General features: G+C 64.4%; 20 protein-coding genes. 13 read left to right on the forward strand and 7 right to left on the reverse strand.

The genetic code is table 11. From position 1 onward, the window contains the following. Positions 1–504: 504 nt before the first annotated feature. Positions 505–2,475 carry an ArnT family glycosyltransferase gene (locus tag DESFRDRAFT_RS06380; RefSeq protein WP_005992273.1) on the reverse strand — a complete coding sequence of 657 codons (1,971 nt, stop codon included), beginning with the start codon at positions 2,473–2,475 and terminating at the stop codon, positions 505–507. A gap of 215 nt (positions 2,476–2,690) precedes the next feature. On the opposite strand from DESFRDRAFT_RS06380, the gene DESFRDRAFT_RS06385 reads away from it, so the two are divergent. Genes DESFRDRAFT_RS06385 through mltG form a run of 3 tightly spaced genes read left to right on the forward strand, consistent with a single transcriptional unit; the run spans position 2,691 to position 7,652 of the window. Then, positions 2,691–6,215, forward strand: a complete 3,525-nt coding sequence (locus tag DESFRDRAFT_RS06385) for an FAD-binding and (Fe-S)-binding domain-containing protein (RefSeq protein ID WP_005992276.1) — start codon at positions 2,691–2,693, stop codon at positions 6,213–6,215. 10 nt (positions 6,216–6,225) lie between these two features. Next, a complete protein-coding gene (ruvX, locus tag DESFRDRAFT_RS06390) occupies positions 6,226–6,669 on the forward strand; it encodes a Holliday junction resolvase RuvX (RefSeq protein ID WP_005992278.1) in 444 nt (147 codons plus the stop codon). Next, the gene (gene mltG, locus DESFRDRAFT_RS06395) at positions 6,639–7,652 is read left to right on the forward strand and encodes an endolytic transglycosylase MltG (RefSeq protein WP_005992280.1); all 1,014 of its coding nucleotides are present in this window, start codon (positions 6,639–6,641) and stop codon (positions 7,650–7,652) included. The genes ruvX and mltG overlap by 31 nt, the downstream gene beginning before the upstream one ends. Positions 7,653–8,189: 537 nt before the next feature. Here mltG and trpS read toward each other — a convergent pair. From trpS to DESFRDRAFT_RS06410, 3 genes are all read right to left on the reverse strand, one after another. Further along, positions 8,190–9,197, reverse strand: coding sequence for a tryptophan--tRNA ligase (trpS, locus tag DESFRDRAFT_RS06400; protein WP_005992282.1), 1,008 nt, complete (start codon positions 9,195–9,197; stop codon positions 8,190–8,192). A gap of 54 nt (positions 9,198–9,251) precedes the next feature. Beyond that, a complete protein-coding gene (locus DESFRDRAFT_RS06405) occupies positions 9,252–9,896 on the reverse strand; it encodes a site-2 protease family protein (RefSeq protein ID WP_005992284.1) in 645 nt (214 codons plus the stop codon). A gap of 116 nt (positions 9,897–10,012) precedes the next feature. Continuing rightward, positions 10,013–10,378: a response regulator gene (locus tag DESFRDRAFT_RS06410; RefSeq protein ID WP_005992286.1), complete on the reverse strand. Its 366-nt coding sequence runs from the start codon at positions 10,376–10,378 to the stop codon at positions 10,013–10,015. Positions 10,379–10,524: 146 nt separating this feature from the next. On the opposite strand from DESFRDRAFT_RS06410, the gene DESFRDRAFT_RS21155 reads away from it, so the two are divergent. Next, entirely contained in the window at positions 10,525–10,722 is a 198-nt protein-coding gene (locus DESFRDRAFT_RS21155; RefSeq protein WP_005992289.1) for a ubiquitin family protein, read from the forward strand. A gap of 415 nt (positions 10,723–11,137) precedes the next feature. Next, positions 11,138–12,046, forward strand: coding sequence for an ATP-binding protein (locus DESFRDRAFT_RS06420; protein WP_005992291.1), 909 nt, complete (start codon positions 11,138–11,140; stop codon positions 12,044–12,046). 8 nt (positions 12,047–12,054) lie between these two features. On the opposite strand, the gene DESFRDRAFT_RS06425 is transcribed toward DESFRDRAFT_RS06420, so the two are convergent. Further along, complete coding sequence (locus DESFRDRAFT_RS06425) at positions 12,055–13,191, reverse strand: pyridoxal-phosphate-dependent aminotransferase family protein (RefSeq protein WP_005992292.1); 1,137 nt, start codon at positions 13,189–13,191, stop codon at positions 12,055–12,057. A gap of 146 nt (positions 13,192–13,337) precedes the next feature. Here DESFRDRAFT_RS06425 and DESFRDRAFT_RS22675 point away from each other — a divergent pair, with 146 nt between their 5' ends. Next, positions 13,338–13,514 (forward strand): hypothetical protein, encoded by a 177-nt coding sequence (locus DESFRDRAFT_RS22675; protein WP_005992295.1) that lies wholly within the window; start codon positions 13,338–13,340, stop codon positions 13,512–13,514. Between the two features lie 253 nt (positions 13,515–13,767). Here DESFRDRAFT_RS22675 and DESFRDRAFT_RS06430 read toward each other — a convergent pair whose 3' ends face one another. Continuing rightward, positions 13,768–13,989 (reverse strand): hypothetical protein, encoded by a 222-nt coding sequence (locus DESFRDRAFT_RS06430; RefSeq protein WP_005992298.1) that lies wholly within the window; start codon positions 13,987–13,989, stop codon positions 13,768–13,770. Positions 13,990–14,191: 202 nt separating this feature from the next. Here DESFRDRAFT_RS06430 and serB point away from each other — a divergent pair, with 202 nt between their 5' ends. Together serB and phoU are read left to right on the forward strand one after the other, a co-directional pair. Continuing rightward, positions 14,192–15,412 (forward strand): phosphoserine phosphatase SerB, encoded by a 1,221-nt coding sequence (gene serB, locus DESFRDRAFT_RS06435; RefSeq protein ID WP_005992300.1) that lies wholly within the window; start codon positions 14,192–14,194, stop codon positions 15,410–15,412. A gap of 160 nt (positions 15,413–15,572) precedes the next feature. After that, positions 15,573–16,238 (forward strand): phosphate signaling complex protein PhoU, encoded by a 666-nt coding sequence (gene phoU / locus DESFRDRAFT_RS06440; RefSeq protein ID WP_005992302.1) that lies wholly within the window; start codon positions 15,573–15,575, stop codon positions 16,236–16,238. 62 nt (positions 16,239–16,300) lie between these two features. On the opposite strand, the gene DESFRDRAFT_RS06445 is transcribed toward phoU, so the two are convergent. Further along, on the reverse strand, positions 16,301–18,760 hold the full coding sequence (locus tag DESFRDRAFT_RS06445) for a ComEC/Rec2 family competence protein (RefSeq protein ID WP_005992304.1): 2,460 nt from the start codon (positions 18,758–18,760) through the stop codon (positions 16,301–16,303). A 153-nt stretch (positions 18,761–18,913) separates the two neighbouring features. Here DESFRDRAFT_RS06445 and DESFRDRAFT_RS06450 point away from each other — a divergent pair, with 153 nt between their 5' ends. The 5 genes from DESFRDRAFT_RS06450 to DESFRDRAFT_RS06470 all read left to right on the forward strand — a co-directional run bounded on the left by DESFRDRAFT_RS06450 (position 18,914) and on the right by DESFRDRAFT_RS06470 (position 22,979). After that, on the forward strand, positions 18,914–19,258 hold the full coding sequence (locus DESFRDRAFT_RS06450; RefSeq protein WP_005992307.1) for a hypothetical protein: 345 nt from the start codon (positions 18,914–18,916) through the stop codon (positions 19,256–19,258). Positions 19,259–19,336: 78 nt separating this feature from the next. Further along, positions 19,337–19,924 carry a DJ-1/PfpI family protein gene (locus tag DESFRDRAFT_RS06455; protein WP_005992309.1) on the forward strand — a complete coding sequence of 196 codons (588 nt, stop codon included), beginning with the start codon at positions 19,337–19,339 and terminating at the stop codon, positions 19,922–19,924. 275 nt (positions 19,925–20,199) lie between these two features. Next, positions 20,200–20,619 carry a hypothetical protein gene (locus DESFRDRAFT_RS06460; protein WP_005992311.1) on the forward strand — a complete coding sequence of 140 codons (420 nt, stop codon included), beginning with the start codon at positions 20,200–20,202 and terminating at the stop codon, positions 20,617–20,619. Positions 20,620–21,156: 537 nt separating this feature from the next. Continuing rightward, positions 21,157–22,155 (forward strand): cation diffusion facilitator family transporter, encoded by a 999-nt coding sequence (locus DESFRDRAFT_RS06465; protein WP_005992313.1) that lies wholly within the window; start codon positions 21,157–21,159, stop codon positions 22,153–22,155. A 56-nt stretch (positions 22,156–22,211) separates the two neighbouring features. Beyond that, the gene (locus DESFRDRAFT_RS06470) at positions 22,212–22,979 is read left to right on the forward strand and encodes a LytR/AlgR family response regulator transcription factor (protein WP_005992314.1); all 768 of its coding nucleotides are present in this window, start codon (positions 22,212–22,214) and stop codon (positions 22,977–22,979) included. Positions 22,980–22,981: the final 2 nt, after the last annotated feature.

The following is a 22,981-nucleotide window of genomic DNA, read 5'->3' on the forward strand; positions in this document are numbered from 1 at the left end:
GACGGGCCCGCGTCATCTTGCAGACGCGGACCCGTCCCATACGCCGACGCGGACCCGATCAGACCTTACGACGACGCTGCCCCGATCAGACCCAGACCTTCGTAAGGAACCCGTTCCTGTCGGCTGGGCGGAGAAGACGATAGGAAGCGCGGAAGGCCGAAGCCTTCATCCAAATGTTTAAATGTTTACGTGTGATTCCGTCTACGCACACGAGAGGCCCGTCGCCTAAGCGGTTTTGCGCATCGCCCGTTGTAGGTGCGAAGCGTATAAGCGCGGAGTACCTAAACAAGCTCTGTAGGTGCGCGCGTGACGCGAGTGTATCCATTCAATCGACAACACGGCTTGCCCGGTTTCGCGGTGCAACTCAAGATACGGTCGGAGCTCGAGTAAGCAAACTCCTCACCCGCCATGGCCACAGCGTTGTGACTTTTCAATGGGCCGGGGCTTGGGCGCGTCTGAAGCTTGCGCCCGATCCTCTCATTCTGCCCATCACCGCCAAAATTATTATTGTTGTGAACTAGCCGGCGCAAAAACCAACACCTCTCCCCAGGGCGCGCGTGTGGTCATGACGGCCTTTTTCCCGGCCAGACAGGCCGCGGCGGCCGGGGATTCCATGACCACCGCCACGTCGAACCGGTCCACCAGCCGGCGCAGGGAAGGGCATTGGCGCATGTCGTAGCCTTCGCCGTCAAGGACGGTTGTTGGCGCGTCCTCGCCCATGACCAGCCAGTGCTGCCTGTGCCCGTAAAAAAGGATCGGGTAGACCCAGCTGTCCTTGCCGGCGATGAGCAGCCCCCGGCCGCCGGGATAGAGTCCCCGGGACAGGTAGTCGAGCAAGAGCGGGCCGTGAAAATAGGCGTCGTAGACGCCGCGGCGGCCGCCTGGACGGTCGAAAAGCGACGCCTCGAAGGGCGGATCGACCTTTGGCAGATATGTGGCGTCCATAATCGGTCGGTCCTGGTTGGCCAGGGTCGCCGCGCCGAGGGTCAAAACAGCCACGGCGAGGGCCGGCAGCCGGATCCATTTTCGGTCATGCCACCAGCCTTTGCCGGTGGCCAGGGCGGGGGCGCTTGCCGCGAAAAAAAGCGTCAGAAAGCGGTTGTTGAAGGAAAACCAGGTGATCGTGGCGCAAAGGGCCAGGAAAAAGGCCCACTGGGAGGCGGCGGCCAGTCGGGCAAGCGTATCGTGTCGGCGAAAAAGGGCCAGCAGGGCGCAGGGTATGATGAGCAAGGCTCCGAGCGGGCCGAAGCCCGCCGAATCCTCGCGCAGGGCGTTACCCGGGGCGAAATAGGCGTTATAGGCCATGGTCGCGCCCGGTCCCTTGCCTGGGCCGTAAAGGGCCGTGTGGAGGTCGTGGCGGGCCGTGAACCACCATTCCCCCGGAATATCGACGAGATTGAGGGCGTATCGGGTGAGGTTCGCCGCCGCGCCCCGCAACCCGTCATGGTTTTCATGTCTGGCCACGGCCTGGCGCGGACCGAAGGCGTCGCCGTAGCGGGTCAGGTTGATCCACTGGCTGCCAAGGCTGAGGGCCAGGATAACGAGTATGCCCAGGAGGCCGAATGCCAGGCGCAGGGGAGCCCGTTGCGCCCAGTTTCGCGCCATTTTGGCCAGTTCCCGGCGCCGCGCGATGAAAAGGAGCACGGTGAGCGTGCCTCCGAAGAAGGCGAAATGGGTCTTGGTCGAAAGTCCGTAGCAGGCGCAGATGACGAAAAAGGCCAGGCTGCCGGGACCGAAACGATCGAGGAGCCGGGCCGCGCCCAGCAGGCAGGCCACGGCCATGGCCGCCGCGCCGATGTCGTTTTTGGTGGACGTGGCTTCCAGGGGCAAAAGCGTCAGCGAGGCGATGATGAGCGCCGCGCGCAGGGCGAAACGGGTGTTGCCGTGGCGTCTGGCCAGGGAAAAGCTCCCCGTGATGATGGTCAGGTAGGAGAGCAGGGAAAAAATGGCGATGGCCCGGTCCGTGTGGTAGCGCAGGAAGAACCAGTGGAGCAGGTCGAAGCCCGGGCTGAAGGACACCTGCCGGAAGGTGTTGATATGCTCTGGTGCCAGGGTGTTTTCCCGCATCATGATGCACACCCGGGCCAGATTGTAGGTCATGGAATCCCAGTTGGCCGGCGGGGCGATCCAGACCGTCAACGCCAGCAGGGCGCAGGCGACAGTCAATATCCAGGCGCTGCCGGATGTGGCGGCGACGCGGCCGGCGGCGCGAAGATCCGGGAAAAATCGCCTCTTGCCACAGCGCAGGGCATAGGCGAAAAAGACGGCCGCGGCCGCATCCAGGAGCCAGGGGAAGCGGGCCAGGCCCAAGGCGAAAAAAAGCTGGACGACGATCCCCAACCCGGCCAACGTCAGGGCCAGCGCGCGCGTCAGCGCCTCGCCGATGCCGTACGCCGGGTCCTGCAGCCTGTACCAGGAAACAAAAACGCAGCCCAATGCGGCCAGCAAGAAAAGGGCGATGCAACTTTCGAGCATGGACCCCCCGCAGAACCTGCGCCGGAAAGCCAGGACGCGGCCAAGGGATGTTTCAGGAACGACGCGATCGGAAAGAAACAGGCTCACGCATGCATGGCGGAACGTTGCACGCAACAGTGCAAGCCCGGAATCGGGACAAGCGGTCCTTGCCAAACGCCGGCATCGGCATTATCTGACTCCCTCCCTCATTTCAACCCTCGCTGGAAGCGCCCAATATGTCTGAGCGAACACCGCATATATCACTTCCCCTTGAGCGGCTTGTGCCCCGCGTCCTCGACATCTCACCCGAAGAGATCGAGGCGTGGCCCGAGGACGCCAGGAATCTCGCCGTGGCCGTGGCCGCCGAACTATTTCTCGTACGCGCCAACCCTTTCATCAATCCCGACGACGTCAAGGCGTCCGTGGAGAAGCGTCTGGCCGGGGCCAACCCCAAGGCCTGGGGCGACTACCCGCGCCTGATCAAAAAGGCTTACAAGGCCTTTTGGGACGTCTACGAATCGGACAGGCGGTTCCGGGAAAACCTGGTCGAGCGCTTGCGCCGTTTTCTGCCGCCCGAAGACGTGGTCACCGCCGCCCACTCCCTGGTCGAGTGCTCCACCGACGCCACGGATTTGCGCATGGAGATGCCGATCTGCATGCTCCTGCCCGAAACCGCCGACCATATCCGCCAGATTCTGCGTCTGGCCTACGAGCTGGAATTCGCCATCATTCCGCGCGGCGGGGGCTCGGGACTGACCGGCGGGGCCGTGCCGGCCCACAGGCGTTCTGTCATCCTCAGCCTCTCCAAGTTCAAAAAAATTCTGGCCATCGACAAGGAAGCCAAGACCCTTTGCGCCCAGACCGGCGTCATCACCATGCAGGCCATCAAGGCGGCCGCGGCCAAGGGGTTGCTTTTCACCGTGGACCCGGCTTCCAAGGCGGCCTCGTCGCTTGGCGGCAATATCGCCGAGAACGCCGGCGGTCCGTTCGCCTTCGAGTACGGCACCACCCTCGACAACATTATCAGCTACAAGATGGTCGAGGCCACGGGCGAGATCATCGAGGTGCGCCGGGTCAATCACCCGCGCCACAAGATCCGCCCCGAGGAAACGGCGGAATTCGAGATTCTCGATGGGGAAGGCAACGTACGCGACGTGGTGCGCCTGCCCGGGGGGGACATCCGCGCCCCCAATCTCGGCAAGGACGTGTCCAACAAGTACCTCGGCGGGCTTCCGGGCGTGCAGAAAGAGGGCGTGGACGGTATCATCACCGAGGCCTGTTTCGCCCTGTACCCCATCCCCAAGTATTCGCGCACGCTGTGCCTGGAGTTTTTCGGGCGGTCGATGAAGACCGCCATGTGCGTCATCCGCGACGTGGTGGGGCTTCGCAACCGTATCCGCGAGGAAGGCGACGCGGTCAAGATTTCGGCCTTGGAGGAGTTCAACTCCAAGTATGTCAAGGCGATCAATTACGCCAAAAAGTCCTCGCAGTATGAGGGCGACCCGATTTCGGTGCTGCTGCTCCAGCTCGACTCCGACGACGAGGACGCGCTCATGCGCGCGGCGGCCGACATCGTGGACATCGTCGATCCGTACGACAATGTGGACGTCTTCGAGGCCAAGGACGCCAAGACGGCGGAGTTGTACTGGGAGGACCGGCACAAACTGTCGGCCATCTCCAAGCGTACCTCGGGATTCAAGATCAACGAGGACGTGGTCATTCCGCTGTCCGTGGTGCCGGAATTCGCGGAGTTTCTGGAGGACTTGAACCTCCACTGCATCGCCCGCGCCTACCGCACGGCCCTGCAAAACGCCAGCCGGCTGCCCGGCATTTCGGCTTCGGACGAGTTCGTGGCCATGGAGCTGGAATTTTGCGACCGGGTGCTGCGCGGCAAGATTTCGGGTCGGGAGCTGTCGGATTCGGAAGTGGAGGTGCAGACCCACTATTTCTTCACCGACCTGGCCTCGCGCTATCCCCGGCTCAAGGACCAACTCGCCGCCATCCACACCGAGATGACCGCCACCCGCATCGAGGTGGCGAGCCACATGCATGCCGGCGACGGCAACTGCCACGTCAACATCCCGGTCAATTCCAACGATCCTGAGATGATGCGCCAGGCCTGGGAAGCGGCGGAAAAGGTCTTTGAAAAGGTGACCGGGCTTGGCGGCGCGGTTTCTGGCGAGCACGGCATCGGCATCACCAAGATCGCCTTTTTGGACGAGGCCAAGATCGAGGCGCTTCGGGCCTACAAGAAGCGGGTGGACCCGAAGAACATCATTAACCCGGGCAAGCTGACCACCCGGACGCTGCGGGTCGAGCCCTACACCTTTTCGTTCAACAGGCTCATCCGCGACATCAAAAAGACCGCGTTGCCGGACAAGGATACGCTGATTTCGATTCTAAGCGGCATTCAGTTTTGCAACCGTTGCGGCAAATGCAAGCAGGTCTGCCCCATGTTCGCCCCGGAACATGGCATGCTCTATCACCCGCGCAACAAGAACATCGCCATCGGGGCGCTGATCGAGGCCATCTACTATTCCCAGATCAGCCACGGCGAACCCGACCCGGCGCTTTTGGACAAGCTGCGCAAGCTGGTCGACCATTGCACGGCCTGCGGCAAGTGCACGAGCGTGTGCCCGGTGAAAATCGAGTCCGGCCAGGTGGCTCTCGGGCTGCGCAATTTCCTCGACCAGCAGGGTTGCGGCGGCCATCCCATCAAGCACAAAATTCTGTCCTACCTCGTGGAGGACGTGGAGAACCGCGCGCCCAAGGCGGCCAAGCTCGCGGCCTACGGCCAGCAGTTCCACAACAAGGTCATGCCGCTTTTGCCCCGGTTCTGGCGCAACCGCATCGAGAACCCCGGCCTGCGCGGCCCCAACCCGAATCTCGGGCTGCGCAACCTGGAGGAGCGGCTCGATCTCGACAAGGGCTCCATCTTCATTCCCCAGGAAGGACGCGAGGCCCCGGAAACCGTGCTGTATTTCCCGGGCTGCGGCGCGGCGCTTTTTTCCAGCGCCATCGGCATGGCCGCCATCCATCTGTTGCTTCGGGCCGAAGTGGCGGTGCTCGTGCCCCATCGGCACCTGTGCTGCGGCTATCCGCTTCTGGCCGCCGGCATGGGCGAGGCCTACCGGCAGAACCGGGAGCACAACCGGGCCGCTTTGGCCGCGCTTTTGGCCGAGGCCGAATCGCTTGGCCTCTCCCCGGCCTATTGCCTCACCAGCTGCGGCACCTGCCGGGAAGCCCTGGAGGAGCACGATCTTGTGACCCTTCGCCCCGATCTTGCGCACATGGACGTGACCCAGTTCCTGCTCGACCGGTTGGAATTCCCGGCGGGCGAGGACAAGTCGCCCATCCTCTACCACGCCGCCTGCCACAGCGAATGGGCCGGCGTGGCGAAGAACAAGGCCGCTGGCATGTATATGGCCGCATTGCGCAAGGTCACGGGCCGGCCTGTGGAGCTTTCGCGCAACTGCTGCGGCGAGTCGGGCATGGGGGCCATGACCACGCCGGCCATCTACAACCGGCTGCGTGAACGCAAGCGCATCACCCTGGCCGAGGATCTGGCCGAGGCGTCGGAGGCCATGCCCATCCTGGTCGGCTGTCCGTCGTGCAAGATGGGCATCAGCCGCATCCTGTCCGAGATGCACGACAAGCATCCGGTCATGCACACGCTGGAATACCTGGCCGAGGCCCTCGACGGGCCGAAGTGGAAAAAGGTGCTGCGTAAAAACGTCAAGGCCGCCCGCGTGCGGGGGTAGACGCCGCCGCATGCCGCGACTGCTCGCCATCGACTACGGCCAGGCCCGGGTGGGACTGGCCGTTACGGACCCCGAAGCCCGGGTCGTCTTCCCACTGCGCACGCTGGCCTGGGAAACCCGGGACGCCTTGTTTCACGAACTGCTTGCGGTTATAAGCGACCAGGCCGTCACACGCATCGTGGTCGGCTACCCCATGCGGGCCGGCGGCGACGAAGGCCTCACCGGACGACAGGTGCGCAACTTCGTATCCCGGCTCACCCGGCGCACCACCGTCCCTGTGGAACTCGTCGACGAAGCCCATTCCACCGAAGAGGCCGCCGAACGACTGCGGGAAGCCGGATACGCCGGCAAGGAACTCCTCGCCCGTGTCGACGCCCAGGCGGCGGCCGTTATCCTGGAGCGCTATCTGCGCGGCGGAGCGTTATGCTGCGAACCATCCTCCTCGGAATCCTGATCTGTATCCTCGTCGTGGGCGGCCTCGTCGGCTACCACGCCTACAATTTCCTCACCATCCCGCCCCAATCGCCGGGCGAAACGAAAACCGTCACCATCGAACCGGGACAATCCTTCGACGCCACGGCCAAGATGCTCGTGGCCGAAGGCGTGCTGCGCGACGCCGCAGGCTTCAAACTCCTGGCCAAAGTCACGGAAATGGGCGGCAAGATCAAAGCCGGCGAATTCGAAGTCAGCACCGGCTGGACCCCCTATAAGCTGCTCAACTACCTGACCACCGCCAAAAGCATCCAGCACAAGCTCGCCGCCCCCGAAGGCCTGACCATGCGTCAGATCGCCAAACTGGCCGAGCAGGCCGGCCTGTGCTCCAGTCAGGCTTTCCTCAAGGCCGCCCGCGACCCGCAACTCCTGGCGAAATACCATATCCCGGCCAAAACCGCCGAGGGCTTCCTCTTCCCCAACACCTACCTCTTCACCCGCAGGCAGGACGGCGACGGCGCCTATGTCGTTGAAGCCATGCTCAAGGAATTCTGGCGCCAAGCCAACTTTGTCTGGCCCACCGCCAAACCCGAAGGCAAAAATCTTCTCGACGCCGTCACCCTGGCCTCCATCGTGGAAAAGGAAACCGGCGTCGATGCCGAACGCCCTCGCGTGGCCGGCGTCTTCCTCAATCGCATGGCCAAAGGCATGCTGCTCCAAACCGACCCCACCATCATCTACGGCCTCGGCGACAAATTCACCGGCAACCTCACCCGCGCCCACCTCGAAGACCCCACCAACCTCTACAATACCTACGTCCACCCCGGACTCCCCCCAGGCCCCATCTGTTCCCCGGGCCTCAAATCCCTCCAGGCCGTCGCCGCGCCCGAAATTCACGACTACTACTATTTCGTCGCCAACGGCCAGGGCGAACACAAATTCAGCAAGACCCTCGACGAGCACATCAACGCCGTGAACAGGTTTCAGCGCCACAGCCGGAAATAGTGTCTGGTGACGCCTCCGGCGGCCAGGGGAGGCTCTGCCTCCCCTGGACCCCACCGCCGGGGGACTTGATGTCCCCCGGACCCCCTTTTACCGGGTTGGGCTGGTGAGGCGGGAGTGTGGTCGGGGGTGAGGGAAGTCGGTTGGTATTGTTGGACGGCGGGACGCCGTATGTTTGTTGCCGCAATCGGCCTGGCGGCACGAGGCGCGTTGCGCCTCGACGCCGGACACGATTGCGGCAACAACCGCGCCAGCGGCGAAGCGCCGCATTTAAGAAAACCAGCTTTTCTTAAAGTTCGCCCCAAAGGGGCGACGGCGTGGTGGAGGCGGAATTTATTTGGAACGAGCTTGTCGCGAAGCGACATGCACCGTCCCAAACAAATTCCGCCTCCATCTTCAACCATCCGACTCCCGCCTGCCAGCGCCATACCCGCCCGGCCAAAGCACACCGGAAGGGGGGCCCGGGGGGCCCGTGGCCTCCCGGCGGGTCCAGGGCAGCGCCCTGGCGGGGTCTGGGGCGGAGCCCCAGCCTGTCGATGTCTAAAAGTTGAAGTTCAGCTTTTTCTTGAGGGCGTCGAGGTTGCGGCTGGCGCAGGCGCGGGCTTTGGCGTTGCCTTTTTCGAGCAGGTCCGAGACGAGGTCGGGGTCTTTGTCGAAGGCCTTGCGCCGGTCGCGGATCGGTTCGAGGAAGGCGGCCATGGATTCGACGAGCAGTTTTTTGCAGTCGCCGCAGCCCCAGGTGGCGTGGGTGCAGCCTTCGACGATTTCGGGCAGCCGGGTCTGGTCGGTGAGCAGCTCATGGTAAGGGTAGAGGTTGCATTCCTTGGGATCGCCGGGGTCGGTGAGACGGGCGCGCTTTTCGCAAGTGAGCATGCTCATGACTTTTTTCTTCATGGTGCCCGGGTCTTCGGCGAGGCCGATGGAGTTGCCGTAGCTTTTGCTCATCTTGCGGCCGTCGAGGCCGGCGAGTTTGGCGTCCGGGGTGAGCAACGCCTGGGGCTCGGGAAAAAAGTTGCCGTAGAGGTGGTTGGCCCGGCGGGCGATTTCCCGGGTGAGTTCCATATGGGGCAGCTGGTCCTGGCCGACGGGCACGAATCCGGGCCGGTAGATCAGGATATCCGAGGCCATGAGCACGGGGTAGCCGAGGAAGCCGTAGGTGGCGAGGTCCTTGGCGGCCAATTCGGTCAGCTGGTCCTTGTAGGTGGGGTTGCGTTCCAGCCAGGACACGGGGGTGACCATGGACAGGAGCAAATGGAGTTCGGCGTGTTCCTTGATCTGGGACTGTTGGAACAGCACGCATTTTTCCGGATCGAGCCCGGCGGCGACCCAGTCTTTGACCAGTTCCGGCACGAAGCCTTTGATGCGCTTGGGGGTGGCGTATTCGGTGGTCAGGGCGTGCCAATCGGCCACGAAGAAGAAGCATTCGTGGGTATCCTGGAGGGCGACCCAGTTTTTGAGCACGCCGAAGTAGTGGCCCAGGTGCAAGGGGCCGGTGGGGCGCATGCCGGAAACGATCCGTTTGTTTTCCTTGGGTGTGTTTTCGCTCATGGGAAGTGATCCGTTCGCCGTGAAGGGGATGGGGAAGGGACCGGCCGGGCCGGTCTAGACCAGTAGTTGATAGAGAAAGGAGACGGGGGGGAGGATGATCTTGCCGAGCACCCCGATCACGGCCAGCAGGATGAGCAGCAAAAATCCCCAGCGGCCGAACTCCTGGTAGCGAAGAGCCATATGCGGCGGCAGAAAGCCGGCCAGGATGTTGCTGCCGTCGAGCGGCGGCACGGGGAGCAGGTTGAAGATGCCGAGCGCCAGGTTGACCGTGACCCCGGCCGCGCACATGTAGAGCAGCGGTTCCAGGATGCGGTAGGCCATAGTGCCCTGGACCACGCCCACGGCGATGTATTCGATGCCGTGCACGGACAGGGCGAAGAGTATGGCCAGCAGGAAGTTCATGGCCGGCCCGGCCAGGGCCACGAGCATCATGCCGCGCGCCGGATTGCGGAAATAACGCGGGTCGACGGGCACGGGCTTGGCCCAGCCGATCATGCGCGTGATCAGGAAGGCCAAGGTGCCGAGCACGTCGAGGTGGCGGAGGGGGTTTAGGGTGAGCCGTCCGGCGAGTCGGGCCGTGGGATCGCCCAGCCAGTTGGCGACGAAGCCGTGGGCCGCCTCGTGGAAGGTCACGGCCATGAGCACCGGGACGACCAGCAGGGCGATTTCCTGGATTGTTTGGGAAATATCCGGAGACATGGAGATGGCGGCTAGCACGAACCGCTGGCCGGGGCAAGAGGCGTGTCCGCAGGGATTGTGGGCCGCCCCGGAGACGCTGCCCGCGCTCCGGGGCGGAAAAAGTATCGCGCGGCGGCTTAACCGGCCTTTTCCATGGCCATGGCCACCTTGTTCTTCAGTTCGCCGAGGTCCACGGATTTGACCACATAATAGTCGGCGGCAATGGATTTAAGGTCGTGCTGGAAGCTGTCGTAAGCGGTGCTCAGGATGACGGGCACGCTCTGGTCCTTGCCGCGGATTTCCTGAAGCAGGTCCAGGCCCGAGCGGTTGCCACCGAGCTTGATGTCGAGCACGACCACGTCCGGCGCGACTTTGGCCATGAGCGGCAGGATGTCTTCCTCGCCGTCCGAGGTCACGACCTCGTAGCCCTCTCCCTCGAGTTCTTCCTGATAGAGCATCCGAATGTGCTTCTCGTCGTCGACGACCAATATCTTCCCGCTCATAAGTACAGCTCCTTGCAGCACGACACGTTGTCGTCATTCTCTGCGTTTCTCGACTTGATCTTATGCGGAAAAGCCCGACCCCGGTCAACCGTTTTCCCGGATCGCTGCCTTGATTCCCAAGCCCCGCCGCGCTACACGGCCAGACCATGATTACCGTTACACTGGGTTCGGAAAAACAACCAGTCACTTATCCGAAAATCAAAACCGTGTTGCAATTGCTCCATAAACTCAACCTCCGCGTCAACGATGCCCTGATCATCCGCGACGGCGAGCTGCTCACCCCGGACAGGCATCTGCACGACGGCGACCATGTCACCGTGCGCCCCGTGACCTCGCGCGGATAGGCGGAGGCGGGGGCTCCGCCCCCGCACCCCCGCCAGGGCGCTGCCCTGGACCCGCCGGGAGGCCATGGGCCCCCCGGTCCCCCCTCCCGGTGTGCTTTGGCCGGGCGGAGGCTGCGCAGGCTGGCGGGAGCGCGGAGTGTGGAGAAGATGGAGGCGGAATTTGTCGGGACGGTGCATGTCGCTTCGCGACAAGCTCGTCCCGACAAATTCCGCCTCCACCACGCCGTCGCCCCTACGGGGCGAAGGGGATAGAATTATTGCTTTTGGATTATGGGGGAGGGTAATAGCCTTGTCCCCCATTGCAACCCTTTAAGAGTTTTTGGGGAGGGTGGGGGGGTGCGGGGGGAGGGGACCCCTTTTTGCAAAAAGGGGTCCCCTCCCCCCGCATCTCGCTCCTCCTCTCCCGGAAATATCCATGAAGTGCAAACGATGCGGCGAGACGGCGGCGGTAAAGCTGCCGAGCCATCATGCGGGCTTTTGTCCGGAGTGTTTCGAGCGGTTCTTCAAGAAGCAGGTGGAGACGGCCATACGGCGTCACGGGATGATACTGCCGGGCGAGAAGGTGCTGGTGGCGGTTTCCGGCGGCAAGGATTCGCTGGCGCTGTTACGGGTGTTGTCCGATCTGGGCCATGACGTGGCCGGGCTGCATGTGCATTTGGGGATCCCGGACAGTTCGGACCCGGTGTGCGAGCGCACCGAGGCGTATTGCCGGGAAAACGGCTTTGCGCTGCACGTGTTGCGCATGGCGGATGTGGGGCTGGCCATTCCGGAGGTGAAGGATGCGGTGCGCCGGCCGATCTGCTCGGTGTGCGGCAAGATCAAGCGGCATTATTTCAACCGGTTCGCCTACGAAAACGGGTATGCCGCCCTGGCCACGGGGCATAACCTGGACGACGAGGTGGCGCGGCTTTTTGCCAACGTGCTGCGCTGGGATGCGGCCTATCTGGGCGGCCAGGGGCCGATGCTGCCGGCCGAGGGACGCTTTGTGCGTAAGATCAAGCCGCTTTATCGCCTTACGGAGTTCGAGACGGCGGCGTACTGTTTTTTCAAGGGCATCGACCACTGGAAGGCGGCCTGTCCGTATAGCGGCGGGGCGAGCTTTACCGGGCACAAGCGGCTTTTTGCCGACCTGGAGGACAGGAGCCCCGGCCAGAAAACGGCCTTTTACGAGGCGTTTCTGGCCAAGGGCAAATCGCATTTCGCCGGAGTGGGCGAGGAGAACGGGCCGGTGCTTACGCCCTGCGAACGGTGCGGCTATCCGTCATCGAGCGAGGTCTGCGGCGTGTGCCGCATCCGGGCGCTGGTGGAGAGGGCTGGGGAATAGGACGCGCTTCAGCGGCCTGCCAGCGCCTCGCCGAGGGCGTCCAGGAATCCCCGCAGCATGTCCGGACTGATGTCGCCCATGTGCCCGATGCGGAAGATGGGCCGCTTGCCGGCCGCTTCCAGGTCTTCGTTGAGCTTGGCGTAGCCGGGGTCGAACAGGTAGCCCTTCGCGCGCATGGTCTCCTTGACGTCCTTGAGGTCGGCGAAGCTCGTGCCTTCGGGCGCGACGGCCGTGGTCACGGTGGGGGAGCGGAAGCCTTCCTGGGCGAAGGCGGCGAGGCCGGGCTCGGCGGCGACAAAGTCCAGGGCCATGTCCCGCATGGCCTCGTGGCGGGCGAAGCGGGCGGCGATGCCTTCTTCTTTCACGATGTATTCGAGCTGGACGAACATTTGGTTGCCGAGGGCGCCGTTGGGCGTGGACTGGGTCTGGAACTTCGCGGCCCGGCCGAGGTGGGAGAGGATGTCCGAGGCGTGTCCCCGGGCCGTGACGTGCTTGGCCTTGTCCACGGCTTCGGGGCTGACGAACCCGATGCCGAAGCCGGCATGGAGCCCGAGGGATTTCTGGGTGGCGGTGCAGTACATGGCGCAGCCGGATTCCCGGATGCCGGTCGGCGCGCCGCCGAAGATGCTCACCCCGTCGACGATGGGGAGGGCGCCGCGCGCTTTGACGGCCCGGCAAAGCGCGACCACGTCGTTGGCCACGCCGGTCGAGGTCTCGTTGTGGGTGATGGCCACCACGGCCGGCTTGTGTTCGTCCATGGCCGCCTCGATGGACGCGACGTCGGCGGCGCGGCCGGGCTCGAAAGCGAGCAGGGCGGCGTTTTTGCCGTTCTCCAGCGAAATCTTGTGCCACATGTCGCCGAAAGCGCCGACCGACACGTGGAGCACTGTTTCGTCCGCGGCGACAAGGGAGCGGATGGCCGCTTCCATGGCCGTGGAGCCGGAGCCGAGAAAGAGGATGGTCTTATAGTCTTGCGGCAGGTCGGCGATGGCCGCGAGGTCTTCGAAAATGGGGCGGAAGCGTTTGGCGTTTTCCGCATCGCGGTGGCCGAATTCCGGCCAGGCGGCGGCCGCGCGCACCTCGGGCCGGATATAGGTCGGACCGGTGATGAAAAGCTTGAGTCCCGGAAAAGGCGCGTCTGGCATGGTCATACTCCCTGGTTGCTGTGGGCGCGCACGATACGGCAAAAGCCCGGCCCGGGCAATCGGGCCGATTCGAGGATAACTGGGGCATGCATCATGCAGGGGAAGGAAGGGCGGCCGGAAAAATCGGCCGTTCAAGGAGTCCCGCCATGCTGCGCTACCTCGTGCCGCTTCTGGCCCTTGCGGCCGCCGCCTGCGCCCCCATTGCCAATGGCGAGCTGGAGCGGAAACTCGACTTCGAGACCAACAACTGCCTGACCCAGGTCCCGGAGCGGCAGGATTTTCGGACCTTTCGGCAGAAAATGCCGTCCTTTCTCTTGCCCTGACCCGTGACGCCGGCGGGGCCGCGCCCCGCGTTTCGCCCCTGACCGCGGGCATGGCAGGGGCCATATTCGCGGCCACGGGGCGGCGGTTGCCCCGGCTGCTTTTCGCGGGTGTGTGGTCGAAAAACGAAACGTGTCCATGGTCCCGGGAAGGTGTCGACCGCGAGAGAAACGGACGGCGTCCTTCCGGGGCCACGGAAGCAGTATGCGGGGCGGGGCGTATTTTGCACCTACGCCAAACGGCCGCGGCAGACGGTTATGAAGCGGGTTTGTTCGGCTCGGAGGCCGGCGTCTCGTCGGAAGCGGGGTCGGTTGCTGTTTCGGGCTCGGGATAGACGATTTCTCCCGTGGCCTCGTCGAAGTAGGGGCCGTCCTCGACCGAGGGGCGCGCGGATTTGCGCTGGAGTTTTTCTTCCTTTTTTTTCTTCTTGGCCAGTTCCTTGGCGCGCTTGGCGAAGGTATAGGCGTTTTTTGCCACTTGTCCTCCTGTGTCAGGTGTTCGGCTCTTGAGGCGGGATGCGGGATCGTGTCCCGACGCTACGGAGTGATGGAGACGGGACGATACCGTCTCTTGTTCAGGATAGCCGAAAGCAGCCAGGGGGGAAAGGGGAAATCCCGACCCCCAAAACGCATCCATGCTCCATCTTGCCCGCCGGCCCGGCTGACGCTATAGCCACCCGATGCACGAGCCCGAAATCATCCTCATTCGCGTTTCCGGCGAGGACAAGCCCGGCCTGACCGCCGCCGTTGCCGCCGAACTAGCCCGGCACGGGGCGGATGTCCTCGATATCGGCCAGTCCGTCATCCACGACACCCTGTCCCTTGGCATCCTGGTCAAGTCGCCGGCCGGGGGGGAATCCACGCCGTTTCTCAAGGATCTGCTTTTTTGCGGCCACAAGCTCGGCGTCAACCTCACCTTCAACCCGGTCGACGCCCCAAGCTACGAGTCCTGGGTCGACGCCCAGGGCAAGGAGCGGCGCATCGTGACCTTGCTGTCCCGGCATCTGACCGCCGCCCATATTGCCGCCGTCACCGGCGTCATCGCCCAAAACGGGCTCAATATAGACGTCATCACCCGCCTTTCCGGCCGGGCCTCCCTTGATCCGGCCAACAGCCCGCGCACGGCCTGCGTGGAATTTTCCGTGCGCGGCACGCCGGCCGACCTGACGGCGCTCAAAAGCGAATTTCTGGGCATCGCCGCCGAAATGGGCGTGGACATCGCCATTCAGGAAGACAACGCCTTTCGCCGTAACCGCCGGCTTGTGGCCTTCGACATGGACTCGACGCTTATTGCCGCCGAGGTCATCGACGAACTGGCCAAGGCCGCTGGCGTGGGCCAACAGGTGGCCGCCATCACCGAATCGGCCATGCGCGGCGAGATCGATTTCAAGGAGAGCCTGCGCCGCCGGCTGCGCCTGCTGCGGGGGCTTTCGGCCAATACCCTGGAGACCGTGGCCGCCCGGATTCCGCTCAACGATGGAGCCGAGCGCCTCATCGCCAACCTCAAGCGCTTCGGCTACAAGATCGCGATCATCTCCGGCGGATTCACCTACTTCGGACAGCGTCTCCAGGAGAAGCTCGGCATCGACTACGTGTTCGCCAACGAGCTGGAGATCGAGGACGGGGTGCTCACCGGCGAGGTGGTGGGCGACATCGTGGACGCGACCAAAAAGGCCGAGGTGCTGCGCATGATCGCCGAACGCGAGGGGCTTTCCCTGCAACAGGTCATTGCCGTCGGCGACGGAGCCAACGACCTGCCCATGCTCGGCATGGCCGGGCTCGGTATCGCCTACCACGCCAAGCCGGTAGTCAAGAAGGGCGCCGGGCAGGCCATCTCCACCCTGGGCCTGGACAGCATTTTGTACCTTGTCGGGGTTCGCGACCGCGACACATTATCGTAACGTATTTTCCCAAAAAAGTTTCCTCCTTCCGGCGGGTTGACGGCCCTAGGCCAAATTGTCACAATTCGAACATGAAGGCGTCACCGCAAACGGTTCGTGACAAGGGTTACGTCTGCAATTGCCACGCGGCGTGAAGCCGCCGCCAACCCGGGAGCCCGCTTTGGAAACCCCGCTCGACAATGCCATCCACAAACTCAAGGTGGATGTGCTGCAAATGATGCATCTGGCCCAGGATGCCGTGCGCAAGGCCGTGGCCAGCTTGCTGGAGCATAACGCCGCCAAGGCCCGGGAGGTCATCGACGCGGACCGCGAGATCAACGACTTCGAGTGCCGGGTCGATTCGGAAAGTCTCAAGATTCTCGCCCTGCACCATCCGGTGGCCAAGGATTTGCGCTTTATCGTGGGCTCCATGCGCATGCTGGTCAATATCGAACGCCTGGGCGACGAGGCGGTCAACATCGCCGAGCGGGTCTTGGTCCTGACCAGCGAGCCGCGCCAGCCCCTGCACGCCAATGTCCAGCAACTGGCCGATTTGGCCCTGGACCTGTTGCGCGCCTGCATAGCCTGCTACATGGACCTCGACGCCGAGGCCGCCCTTGGCGTCATCGAGCAAAACGCCGCCGCCTTGGACCTCAACGTGCGCATTTTCCGCGAAGTGACCAGCGAGATGATCCGCGAGGCCCGGCCCGTGGAGCGCGCCGTGCAGGAATCCTTCGTCGCCCACAGCCTCAAGCGCATCTGCGACCAGTGCGCCAATATCGCGGAGTCGACGATATTTATCCGCAAGGCTATCGACTACAAGCACAAGGGCGGTCCCCAGGGCTGATTCGCCCGGTCCCCGGGGCCGCGTCCCGCCGACCTCCGTTTTCTCCGCCTGTTGGGGCGGTTTCATTGCCGCAATTGGCCGGCCGTGTCGACGCGTGGCGCGCCTTCCGGCGTGTCGAAGCGCACGGTGACGGCACCGTCGCGGTTTGTGGCGTACACGGCGCAGCCCAGGCGCTCCAGGGTGGCCGCGACTTTTCCGGCCGGGTAGCGCCCGCCGTCGCCGCAACTGGCGATGGCCACGCGCGGGGAGACGGCCGCATAAAAGCGTTTGGCCAGGCCGGTCACGGAGCCGTGGTGCGGTAGGACCAGCACGGCGGCGTCAAGCGCTTCCCCGGATGCGGCCAGCCGGCGCAACACCCCACGCTCGGCGTCGCCGGGAATGACGGCCAGTCCCCGGCCGTTCCAGGTCAGCCGCAGGATGAGCGAGCCGTTGTTGCCGTCCAGGGCGTCGTCCGGACCCGGGTGCAGCACGGCAAGGCGCAGGCCGTCACCGAGGTCGAAGGCGTCCCCGGCGGCCAGGGACGCGTGGGGGATACGCCGTTTCGCCAGGGTGCCTTCGATCGGCACGGCCAGATTCCCCTCGGGCGCGCCGCCGTTGTCGTAGTAGTTGCCGATGGAAAAGCGGTCGAGCAGCGAGATGAACCCCTTGATGTGGTCACGGTGCGGATGGCTGGCAAAGGCCGCCGCAAGCCGTGGCGGCCGGCCGTCGGTCAGAAAAGCCCCGACCACGGCCCGGCCCACGTCGAAATTGCCGAAGAGTCCCCCCGCATCCACCAGCAGTCGTCTGCCGCCGGGCAGCGCGAGGGCCACGGACTGGCCCTGGCCCACGTCGAGGACCGTGATGCGTACGACCTCCCGCATGTCGGAAAAGGAGCGCCAGACCGTGGGAAAGACCAGGAGGACGAGGCTTGCCGCCATGGCGGCCACGGGCCGCCGGCCGCCGGAGACGGCCATGGCCAGGGCGGCCAGCAGTCCCAGACAGCCCAGCGTTTCGATCCAGCCCGGGCGCAGCACGGCCGAGGATAAAAGCAGCCCGTGGGCATTGGCCGCCGCCAGCAGGCGCATGAGCCCTTCGCAACAGGCCGCCGCCGCGCCGAGGAGTCCCGCGCCAAGTCCGGCCAGCCCTGGAAGGATCGATGCGACCAGCCCGGCGAGCGCCAGGGGCATGGCCACGCCGCCGAGGACCGGCAGCCACAGCAGGTTGATCCAGGGATTGGGCGTCAGATCGCCGTAGAGGCGGGAGATAAGCGGCATGACGGCCGCCTCGGCGCAAAGACTGACCCACAGCGTGCCCCCTACCCATAAGAAGACGGATTTGGCCGGTCCCGTAAACGGCACATGGCGCGAAAACCGGGGGAAAAGGGGCCAGAATACGCCGATGCCGGACACGGCCAGGGCCGAAAGTTGCAACCGGGGATCGTAGGCGGCTAGGGGCGAGACGAGAAGGATCGCGGCCAGGGCCAGAAACAGGCCGTCCAGAAGGGCCCTGTCGCGGCGCAAGAGCGCCATGAGCCCGAACGCGGCGAACATGAGCGCCGCCCGGGTAAGCGACGGCGTCAGCCCCCCCAGCCAGCAGTAGGCCGCGACCGGCGGAGCGGCGAAAAGCGCTATCAGGTGCGGCCGTGGGATGGAAAGGTGGATGCGTGGCCACAGCCGGCCGAGCAGCGCGGCGAGCGCCGCGCCCATGGCGGCGACGAAGCCCACGTGCATGCCGGAAAGGGCCAGCGTATGGGCCAGCGAGGCCCGTCGCACCAGATCGACGTCGGTTTCCGTCAGCCCGGAGCGGTCGCCGAAAACAAGGGCCGCCACCATGGCCCGGCCGGCCCGGCCGGCCGCGTCGGCATGCTCCGGCGGGACTAGGTTGTCCATGACCCGGCGCCGCAAGGCTTCGCGCCATACGGCCGGGAGATCGCGGCTTGGCGCGATGCGCCGCACCTGCCCGTCCTTGTCGCCCCGGGCATAGGCCCGGAAAAAGACGTCCTCCAGTCGCCTGGAAAAGGCGTAATCGGCGGTACCGGGGTTTTCGAATCCTCGGGTCGGCCGCACCCGGGCCGTGACGGCGAGGCGGTCGCCGGGGATGGGCCGGAAGGCCGGACGGTCGATGGTCAGAGACAACCGGCCGGGGAGCGGGGCGTCCTTGCAATCCGGGTCGGACAGCTGGACGTCCTCCAGGGTTACGGACAGGCGCGCCTCGGGATTGGCCCCGACAGCCGCCACGCGTCCGGTGACGGTCAGGGGCGCATGCGACGTCAGGCAGGGCGCGAGGTCTCGGGGAACGGCCGGCAAGGCGACAAGACCGACCAGCAATCCAAGCGCCCAGGTTCCCGCTATCGCCGCAATGGGGGGGCGTCCCTTGGCCGGTCGGGGAAAGGCCAGCAACAACAGGAGCGCGCAGAAGGCGGCCGTGAGAAAGTGCGCGGCCAGAATGCCCGCGCCGTAGGCCAGCAGGCATGGCTGCCAGGGTAGAAGCGGCGGCACGCGCGACGGCCCCTTGGGTTCTTGACGTTTGGCGCTTTGCCCCATGGCGAACCGCACCTTGCTTTTGTTGAGAAATCTTTACAATCGTAGAATCGTTGCCGCGCCAGGGCAAGGCCGGCTTGTCATGGTCGTGGCTTGCGGTTAGGAATGGTTGCAAAGAGGGAAGATCCCGCCGACCATGGCCGGGGAGGAGTGTACGTGCCGCGACCGATCCTGCTTGCCCTTGCCGTATGTTGCCTCGCCGCCTGCTGGGGCTGTGCCAGAGTCGAACCCATCATCACGCCCCAGGAATACGCGGCCTCCTGCCAGTCCGACCCGGCCGGGGCCGATGCGGCCTGCGCCTCCCGCGTCTGCGCCGTCTACCAGGCCGTGGTGACGGATTATTATGAGAACAAGGACGGTTGCCGGGCCGCTTGCAAGGCCAGGGCCGAGGAGCTCTCGCAAAGCGCCCCGGCCGCGTGCGGCGCCAAGATCGAGGCCGCCAGGGACGCCTGCCTGGAATTTTGCCAGCGCAAGTTCTTTCGGTGCAACTGCACCAAATAGCGTTGCGACCGTTCGGTTGGAACGCATTGCGCGCCGCCGCCCCGTCGCGGCGGCCAAACCATGCCAAAGGAGCGAGGTATGGCCGTGAAGAAAATCTTGATGCTTGTCGGCGACTATGTCGAGGACTACGAAGTCATGGTCCCCTTCCAGATGTTGCTCATGGTCGGCCATGACGTGCACGCCGTGTGCCCGGGCAAAAAATCCGGCGAACAGGTGCGCACCGCCATCCACGATTTCGAAGGCGACCAGACCTACAGCGAAAAGCCCGGCCACAACTTCACCTTAAACGCCAATTTCGACGATGTGGATCCGGCCGCTTACGATGCCTTGGTCGTGCCCGGCGGACGCGCTCCGGAATACATCCGCCTCAATCCCCGCGTCATCGAGATCGTCAAGCATTTCGGCGCGGCCAAAAAGCCCATCGCCGCCATCTGTCACGGGCCGCAGCTGCTGGCCGCCGCCGGCGTGGTTTCCGGCTGCTCCTTGATGGCCTACCCGGCCGTGCAGCCCGAGATCGAACTCGCCGGCGGTACCTATGTCGGCCCTAACGAAACCTTCACCAGCGCCACGGTCAGCGGCAACCTGGTGACCAGCCCGGCCTGGCCGGCCCACCCGGAATGGATTCGCAAGTTTCTGGAACTGCTCGGCACCAAGATCGAGCCCTAGGCCCGGTTTTTTGAAGCGGCGATGGTGATTCAGGAAAAATAATTTCCCAAATACGTAATTCACGAAATGCGCCTGGACGTGTTTCGAGGATGCGACACTGACCGAAGAATGCAGTTCGTCGGCCGCCGCCACTTGTCATATGTCGCACAGGGCGATCCAGGCCCACCCGGATCGCCCTTGATTCTTCTCTTTTTTCCCCTGTCCAAGGGTGGTATAGCCCTAGCCGTCACGCGGCCCGGCGGTCGATCCGACCACCGCCGGGACAACGAGGAGCTATGATCGATACGTTAAAGTTGGAACGGCTGCGGCAGGCCATCGGTGATTTCGCCGTCAATAAAGGAAAGATACTGCTCGTCCTTTCCTTTCTTCTTTTTATCGTGGCCGCCTACTATGTCGTCGATTTCGTCACCGAAGACAGCTTGGCCGTAAAATACAAAAAAACCACCGCCCTGGTGGAGGAAGTCCAGGAAACTAAAAACGTCCTGACTATCGTCACCAGCCAGGGCTTTTTCGTCGTCGACCCCGGTCTACGTTCGGATAAATTTAAAAATATCGCCGACTTCTTCCGTAAGGTGAAGGAGGACGGCTCCCCCGTGCGCATCGACTACAAGGACGTCGGCAACGACAAGGTCATCGAAAACGTTTTCTACCGGGCCGAATCCACCAAATTCGGCAAGATCGGTTCGTTGAAGTAGCCGCGCGGCGGGGTGGGGCTCTGCCCCAGGCCCCGCCGGGGGGCGGGCGCGCCCCCCGGACCCCCCTTCTCGGCTTTGGCTGGGTGGGGGAGGCATTGGCTTGGCGGGAAATCGGTTGGGAGAAGATGAAGGCGGAATTTGCCGGGACGGTGCCGCCGCTTCGCGGCAGGCTCGCCCCGACAAATTCCGCCTTCACCATGCCGGTCGCCCCAAGGGGGCGACACTTAAAAAATATCTTGTTCTTAAAATGCGGCGCTTCGCCGCTGGCGCGGTTGTGGCCGCAATCGCGTCCGGCGTCGAGGGGCGCAAGCCCCTCGTGTCGCCGGGCCGATTGCGGCCACAAACAGTCGAGGCCCGTCGCCGAAAAAACACCAACTCCACCCCCTCCCACCATCACGACCCGGTAAAAGGGGGTCCGGGGGACATCAAGTCCCCCGGTGGGGTGCAGGGGCAAAGCCCCTGCCGCCTGGACCCATCCGGCACCCTGGCTCCTTCCGACTCCAACCTCAAAAAAACGAATAACATAACAAATACCCTATGCCCCAACCCATCCCCCGCAAATCCGGTCCGGAGATTCGGGCGGCCCGCTTGTCCCTGGGGGTTGCCGTCATATTGCTGTGCGTCAAGATGGCGGCCTGGTGGCTGACCGGCTCGGCCGCCATCATGTCCGACGCGTTGGAGTCCATCATCAACGTCGTGGCCGCCGGGTTCGCGGTGGTAAGCGTGTCCGTGGCCGCCACGCCGCCGGACGAGGGCCATCCGTACGGGCATGGCAACATCGAGTATTACGCGGCCTGGCTTGAGGGCATGCTGATTTTGCTGGCTTCGGTCGGCATCTTTTACGAATCCTGGGACAAGATCTTCCATCCCGCGCCCGTGCCGCATCTGGGCGGCGGCATCGCGCTTTTGGCCGGGGCTGGCCTGGTCAATTTGTGGCTGGGACTTATGCTGTTGCGCGAGGGACGGCGGGCGGGCTCACTGACGCTTGTGGCCGACGGCAAGCATGTGCTGACCGACGTGTACACGTCGGTCGGGGTGCTGGTGGGCTTGGGGCTGGTCTGGGCCACGGGCTGGCTGTGGCTGGACGGCGCGGTGGCTTGTCTGGTCGGGATCAACATCGCCTGGGCCGGCGTGGACCTGGTGCGCCGGTCGGTCTCGGGATTCATGATCGAATCCGATCCGGAGTTGCTCGAGGGCATTTGCGCCCTGTTGTGTGAAAACCGCCATCCGGCCTGGATCGACATCCACCGGTTGCGGGCCATCAAGACCGGGCGGCGGGTGCATGTGGACATGCATCTGATTTTGCCCCGCGAGATGCCGCTTTTCGAGGCCCATGCCCAGGTCGACGCCGTGGAGGCTCTGCTTCATTCCTACCTGGGGCCGGACGCCGACATCATGATCCACGCCGACCCGTGCAATGACGGGCGGTGTTCGGCGTGCGACGCCGACCCGTGCGATTTGCGCACCGCGCCGGCCAGCGCCACGCCGGTCTGGACGCCGCAGACCACGGGCGCCCCCGGCGCAAAGGGGCGCTGACGCGCCGTCGCGGCCGCCGCTTTACAGCCGCTTTCCCCGGCGCTACCAACGAAGCCATGGTTTTGCGCGCCCTGATTGTCGACGATGAAAAGCCGGCCCGTGACGAGTTGGCCTATCTGCTCGACGCCCATCCGGACATTGTGGCCACCCAGGCCGATTGCGCCGACGCCGCTCTGGCCGCCATCGAGGGCGACAAGCCCGACATCGTGCTGCTCGATATCCGCATGCCCGGCCAGGACGGGTTCGAGGTCCTGCGACAGGCCAGGGATTTCGCCCAGGTGCCGCTCTTCATCTTTGTGACCGCCTACGACGAGTATGCCATCAAGGCATTCGAGCAAAACGCCGTGGATTACCTGCTCAAACCCGTCGCCCCCGAGCGTCTGGCCGAGAGTTTGGGCCGGGCCCGGAGGAGATTGGCGGCCGGACGCGGCCCCATGGCCGCCGCGCTGACCTCGCTTTTGGAGGGGCTTGGCCGGGGGACGCGCACGGCGCGGGTGGCGGTGGAGCGCCATGGCCGCATCGCGCTTTTGCCCACGGCCGAGGTCCTGTGCCTCGATGCCGACGACAAGGGTATCGCCGCCCTGACCGACCAGGGCCGTTTCCCTTGCCATGGGCTGCCGACGCTGACCAAGGCCGAGGAGCGCCTGGCCGGGCTGCCCTTTTTCCGGGCCAATAGGGCGGTCATGGTCAATCTGGAGCGCATCGCCGAGCTTTCGCCCTGGGTCGGCGGCAAATATCTTATCGTGCTCGACGATGCGGACCGCACCGAAGTCACGGTCAGCCGCAACCGGGTGCGGGAGTTCAAGGAACGGTTGGGATTGTAGGG

The organism is Solidesulfovibrio fructosivorans JJ], assembly GCF_000179555.1.
GTDB lineage: Bacteria > Desulfobacterota > Desulfovibrionia > Desulfovibrionales > Desulfovibrionaceae > Solidesulfovibrio > Solidesulfovibrio fructosivorans.

Bases quoted from the DNA above. Each gene is read 5' to 3' on its own strand.
- DESFRDRAFT_RS22675 (WP_005992295.1), top strand. From the start codon at position 13,338: ATGCTGCGCTACCTCGTGCCGCTTCTGGCCCTTGCGGCCGCCGCCTGC.
- DESFRDRAFT_RS06465 (WP_005992313.1), top strand. From the start codon at position 21,157: ATGCCCCAACCCATCCCCCGCAAATCCGGTCCGGAGATTCGGGCGGCC.
- DESFRDRAFT_RS06410 (WP_005992286.1), bottom strand. From the start codon at position 10,378: ATGAGCGGGAAGATATTGGTCGTCGACGACGAGAAGCACATTCGGATG.
- trpS (WP_005992282.1), bottom strand. From the start codon at position 9,197: ATGAGCGAAAACACACCCAAGGAAAACAAACGGATCGTTTCCGGCATG.
- DESFRDRAFT_RS06425 (WP_005992292.1), bottom strand. From the start codon at position 13,191: ATGCCAGACGCGCCTTTTCCGGGACTCAAGCTTTTCATCACCGGTCCG.
- DESFRDRAFT_RS21155 (WP_005992289.1), top strand. From the start codon at position 10,525: ATGATTACCGTTACACTGGGTTCGGAAAAACAACCAGTCACTTATCCG.
- DESFRDRAFT_RS06380 (WP_005992273.1), bottom strand. From the start codon at position 2,475: ATGCTCGAAAGTTGCATCGCCCTTTTCTTGCTGGCCGCATTGGGCTGC.
- ruvX (WP_005992278.1), top strand. From the start codon at position 6,226: ATGCCGCGACTGCTCGCCATCGACTACGGCCAGGCCCGGGTGGGACTG.
- DESFRDRAFT_RS06405 (WP_005992284.1), bottom strand. From the start codon at position 9,896: ATGTCTCCGGATATTTCCCAAACAATCCAGGAAATCGCCCTGCTGGTC.
- DESFRDRAFT_RS06445 (WP_005992304.1), bottom strand. From the start codon at position 18,760: ATGGGGCAAAGCGCCAAACGTCAAGAACCCAAGGGGCCGTCGCGCGTG.
- DESFRDRAFT_RS06420 (WP_005992291.1), top strand. From the start codon at position 11,138: ATGAAGTGCAAACGATGCGGCGAGACGGCGGCGGTAAAGCTGCCGAGC.
- DESFRDRAFT_RS06455 (WP_005992309.1), top strand. From the start codon at position 19,337: ATGGCCGTGAAGAAAATCTTGATGCTTGTCGGCGACTATGTCGAGGAC.
- serB (WP_005992300.1), top strand. From the start codon at position 14,192: ATGCACGAGCCCGAAATCATCCTCATTCGCGTTTCCGGCGAGGACAAG.
- DESFRDRAFT_RS06460 (WP_005992311.1), top strand. From the start codon at position 20,200: ATGATCGATACGTTAAAGTTGGAACGGCTGCGGCAGGCCATCGGTGAT.
- mltG (WP_005992280.1), top strand. From the start codon at position 6,639: ATGCTGCGAACCATCCTCCTCGGAATCCTGATCTGTATCCTCGTCGTG.
- DESFRDRAFT_RS06470 (WP_005992314.1), top strand. From the start codon at position 22,212: ATGGTTTTGCGCGCCCTGATTGTCGACGATGAAAAGCCGGCCCGTGAC.
- DESFRDRAFT_RS06385 (WP_005992276.1), top strand. From the start codon at position 2,691: ATGTCTGAGCGAACACCGCATATATCACTTCCCCTTGAGCGGCTTGTG.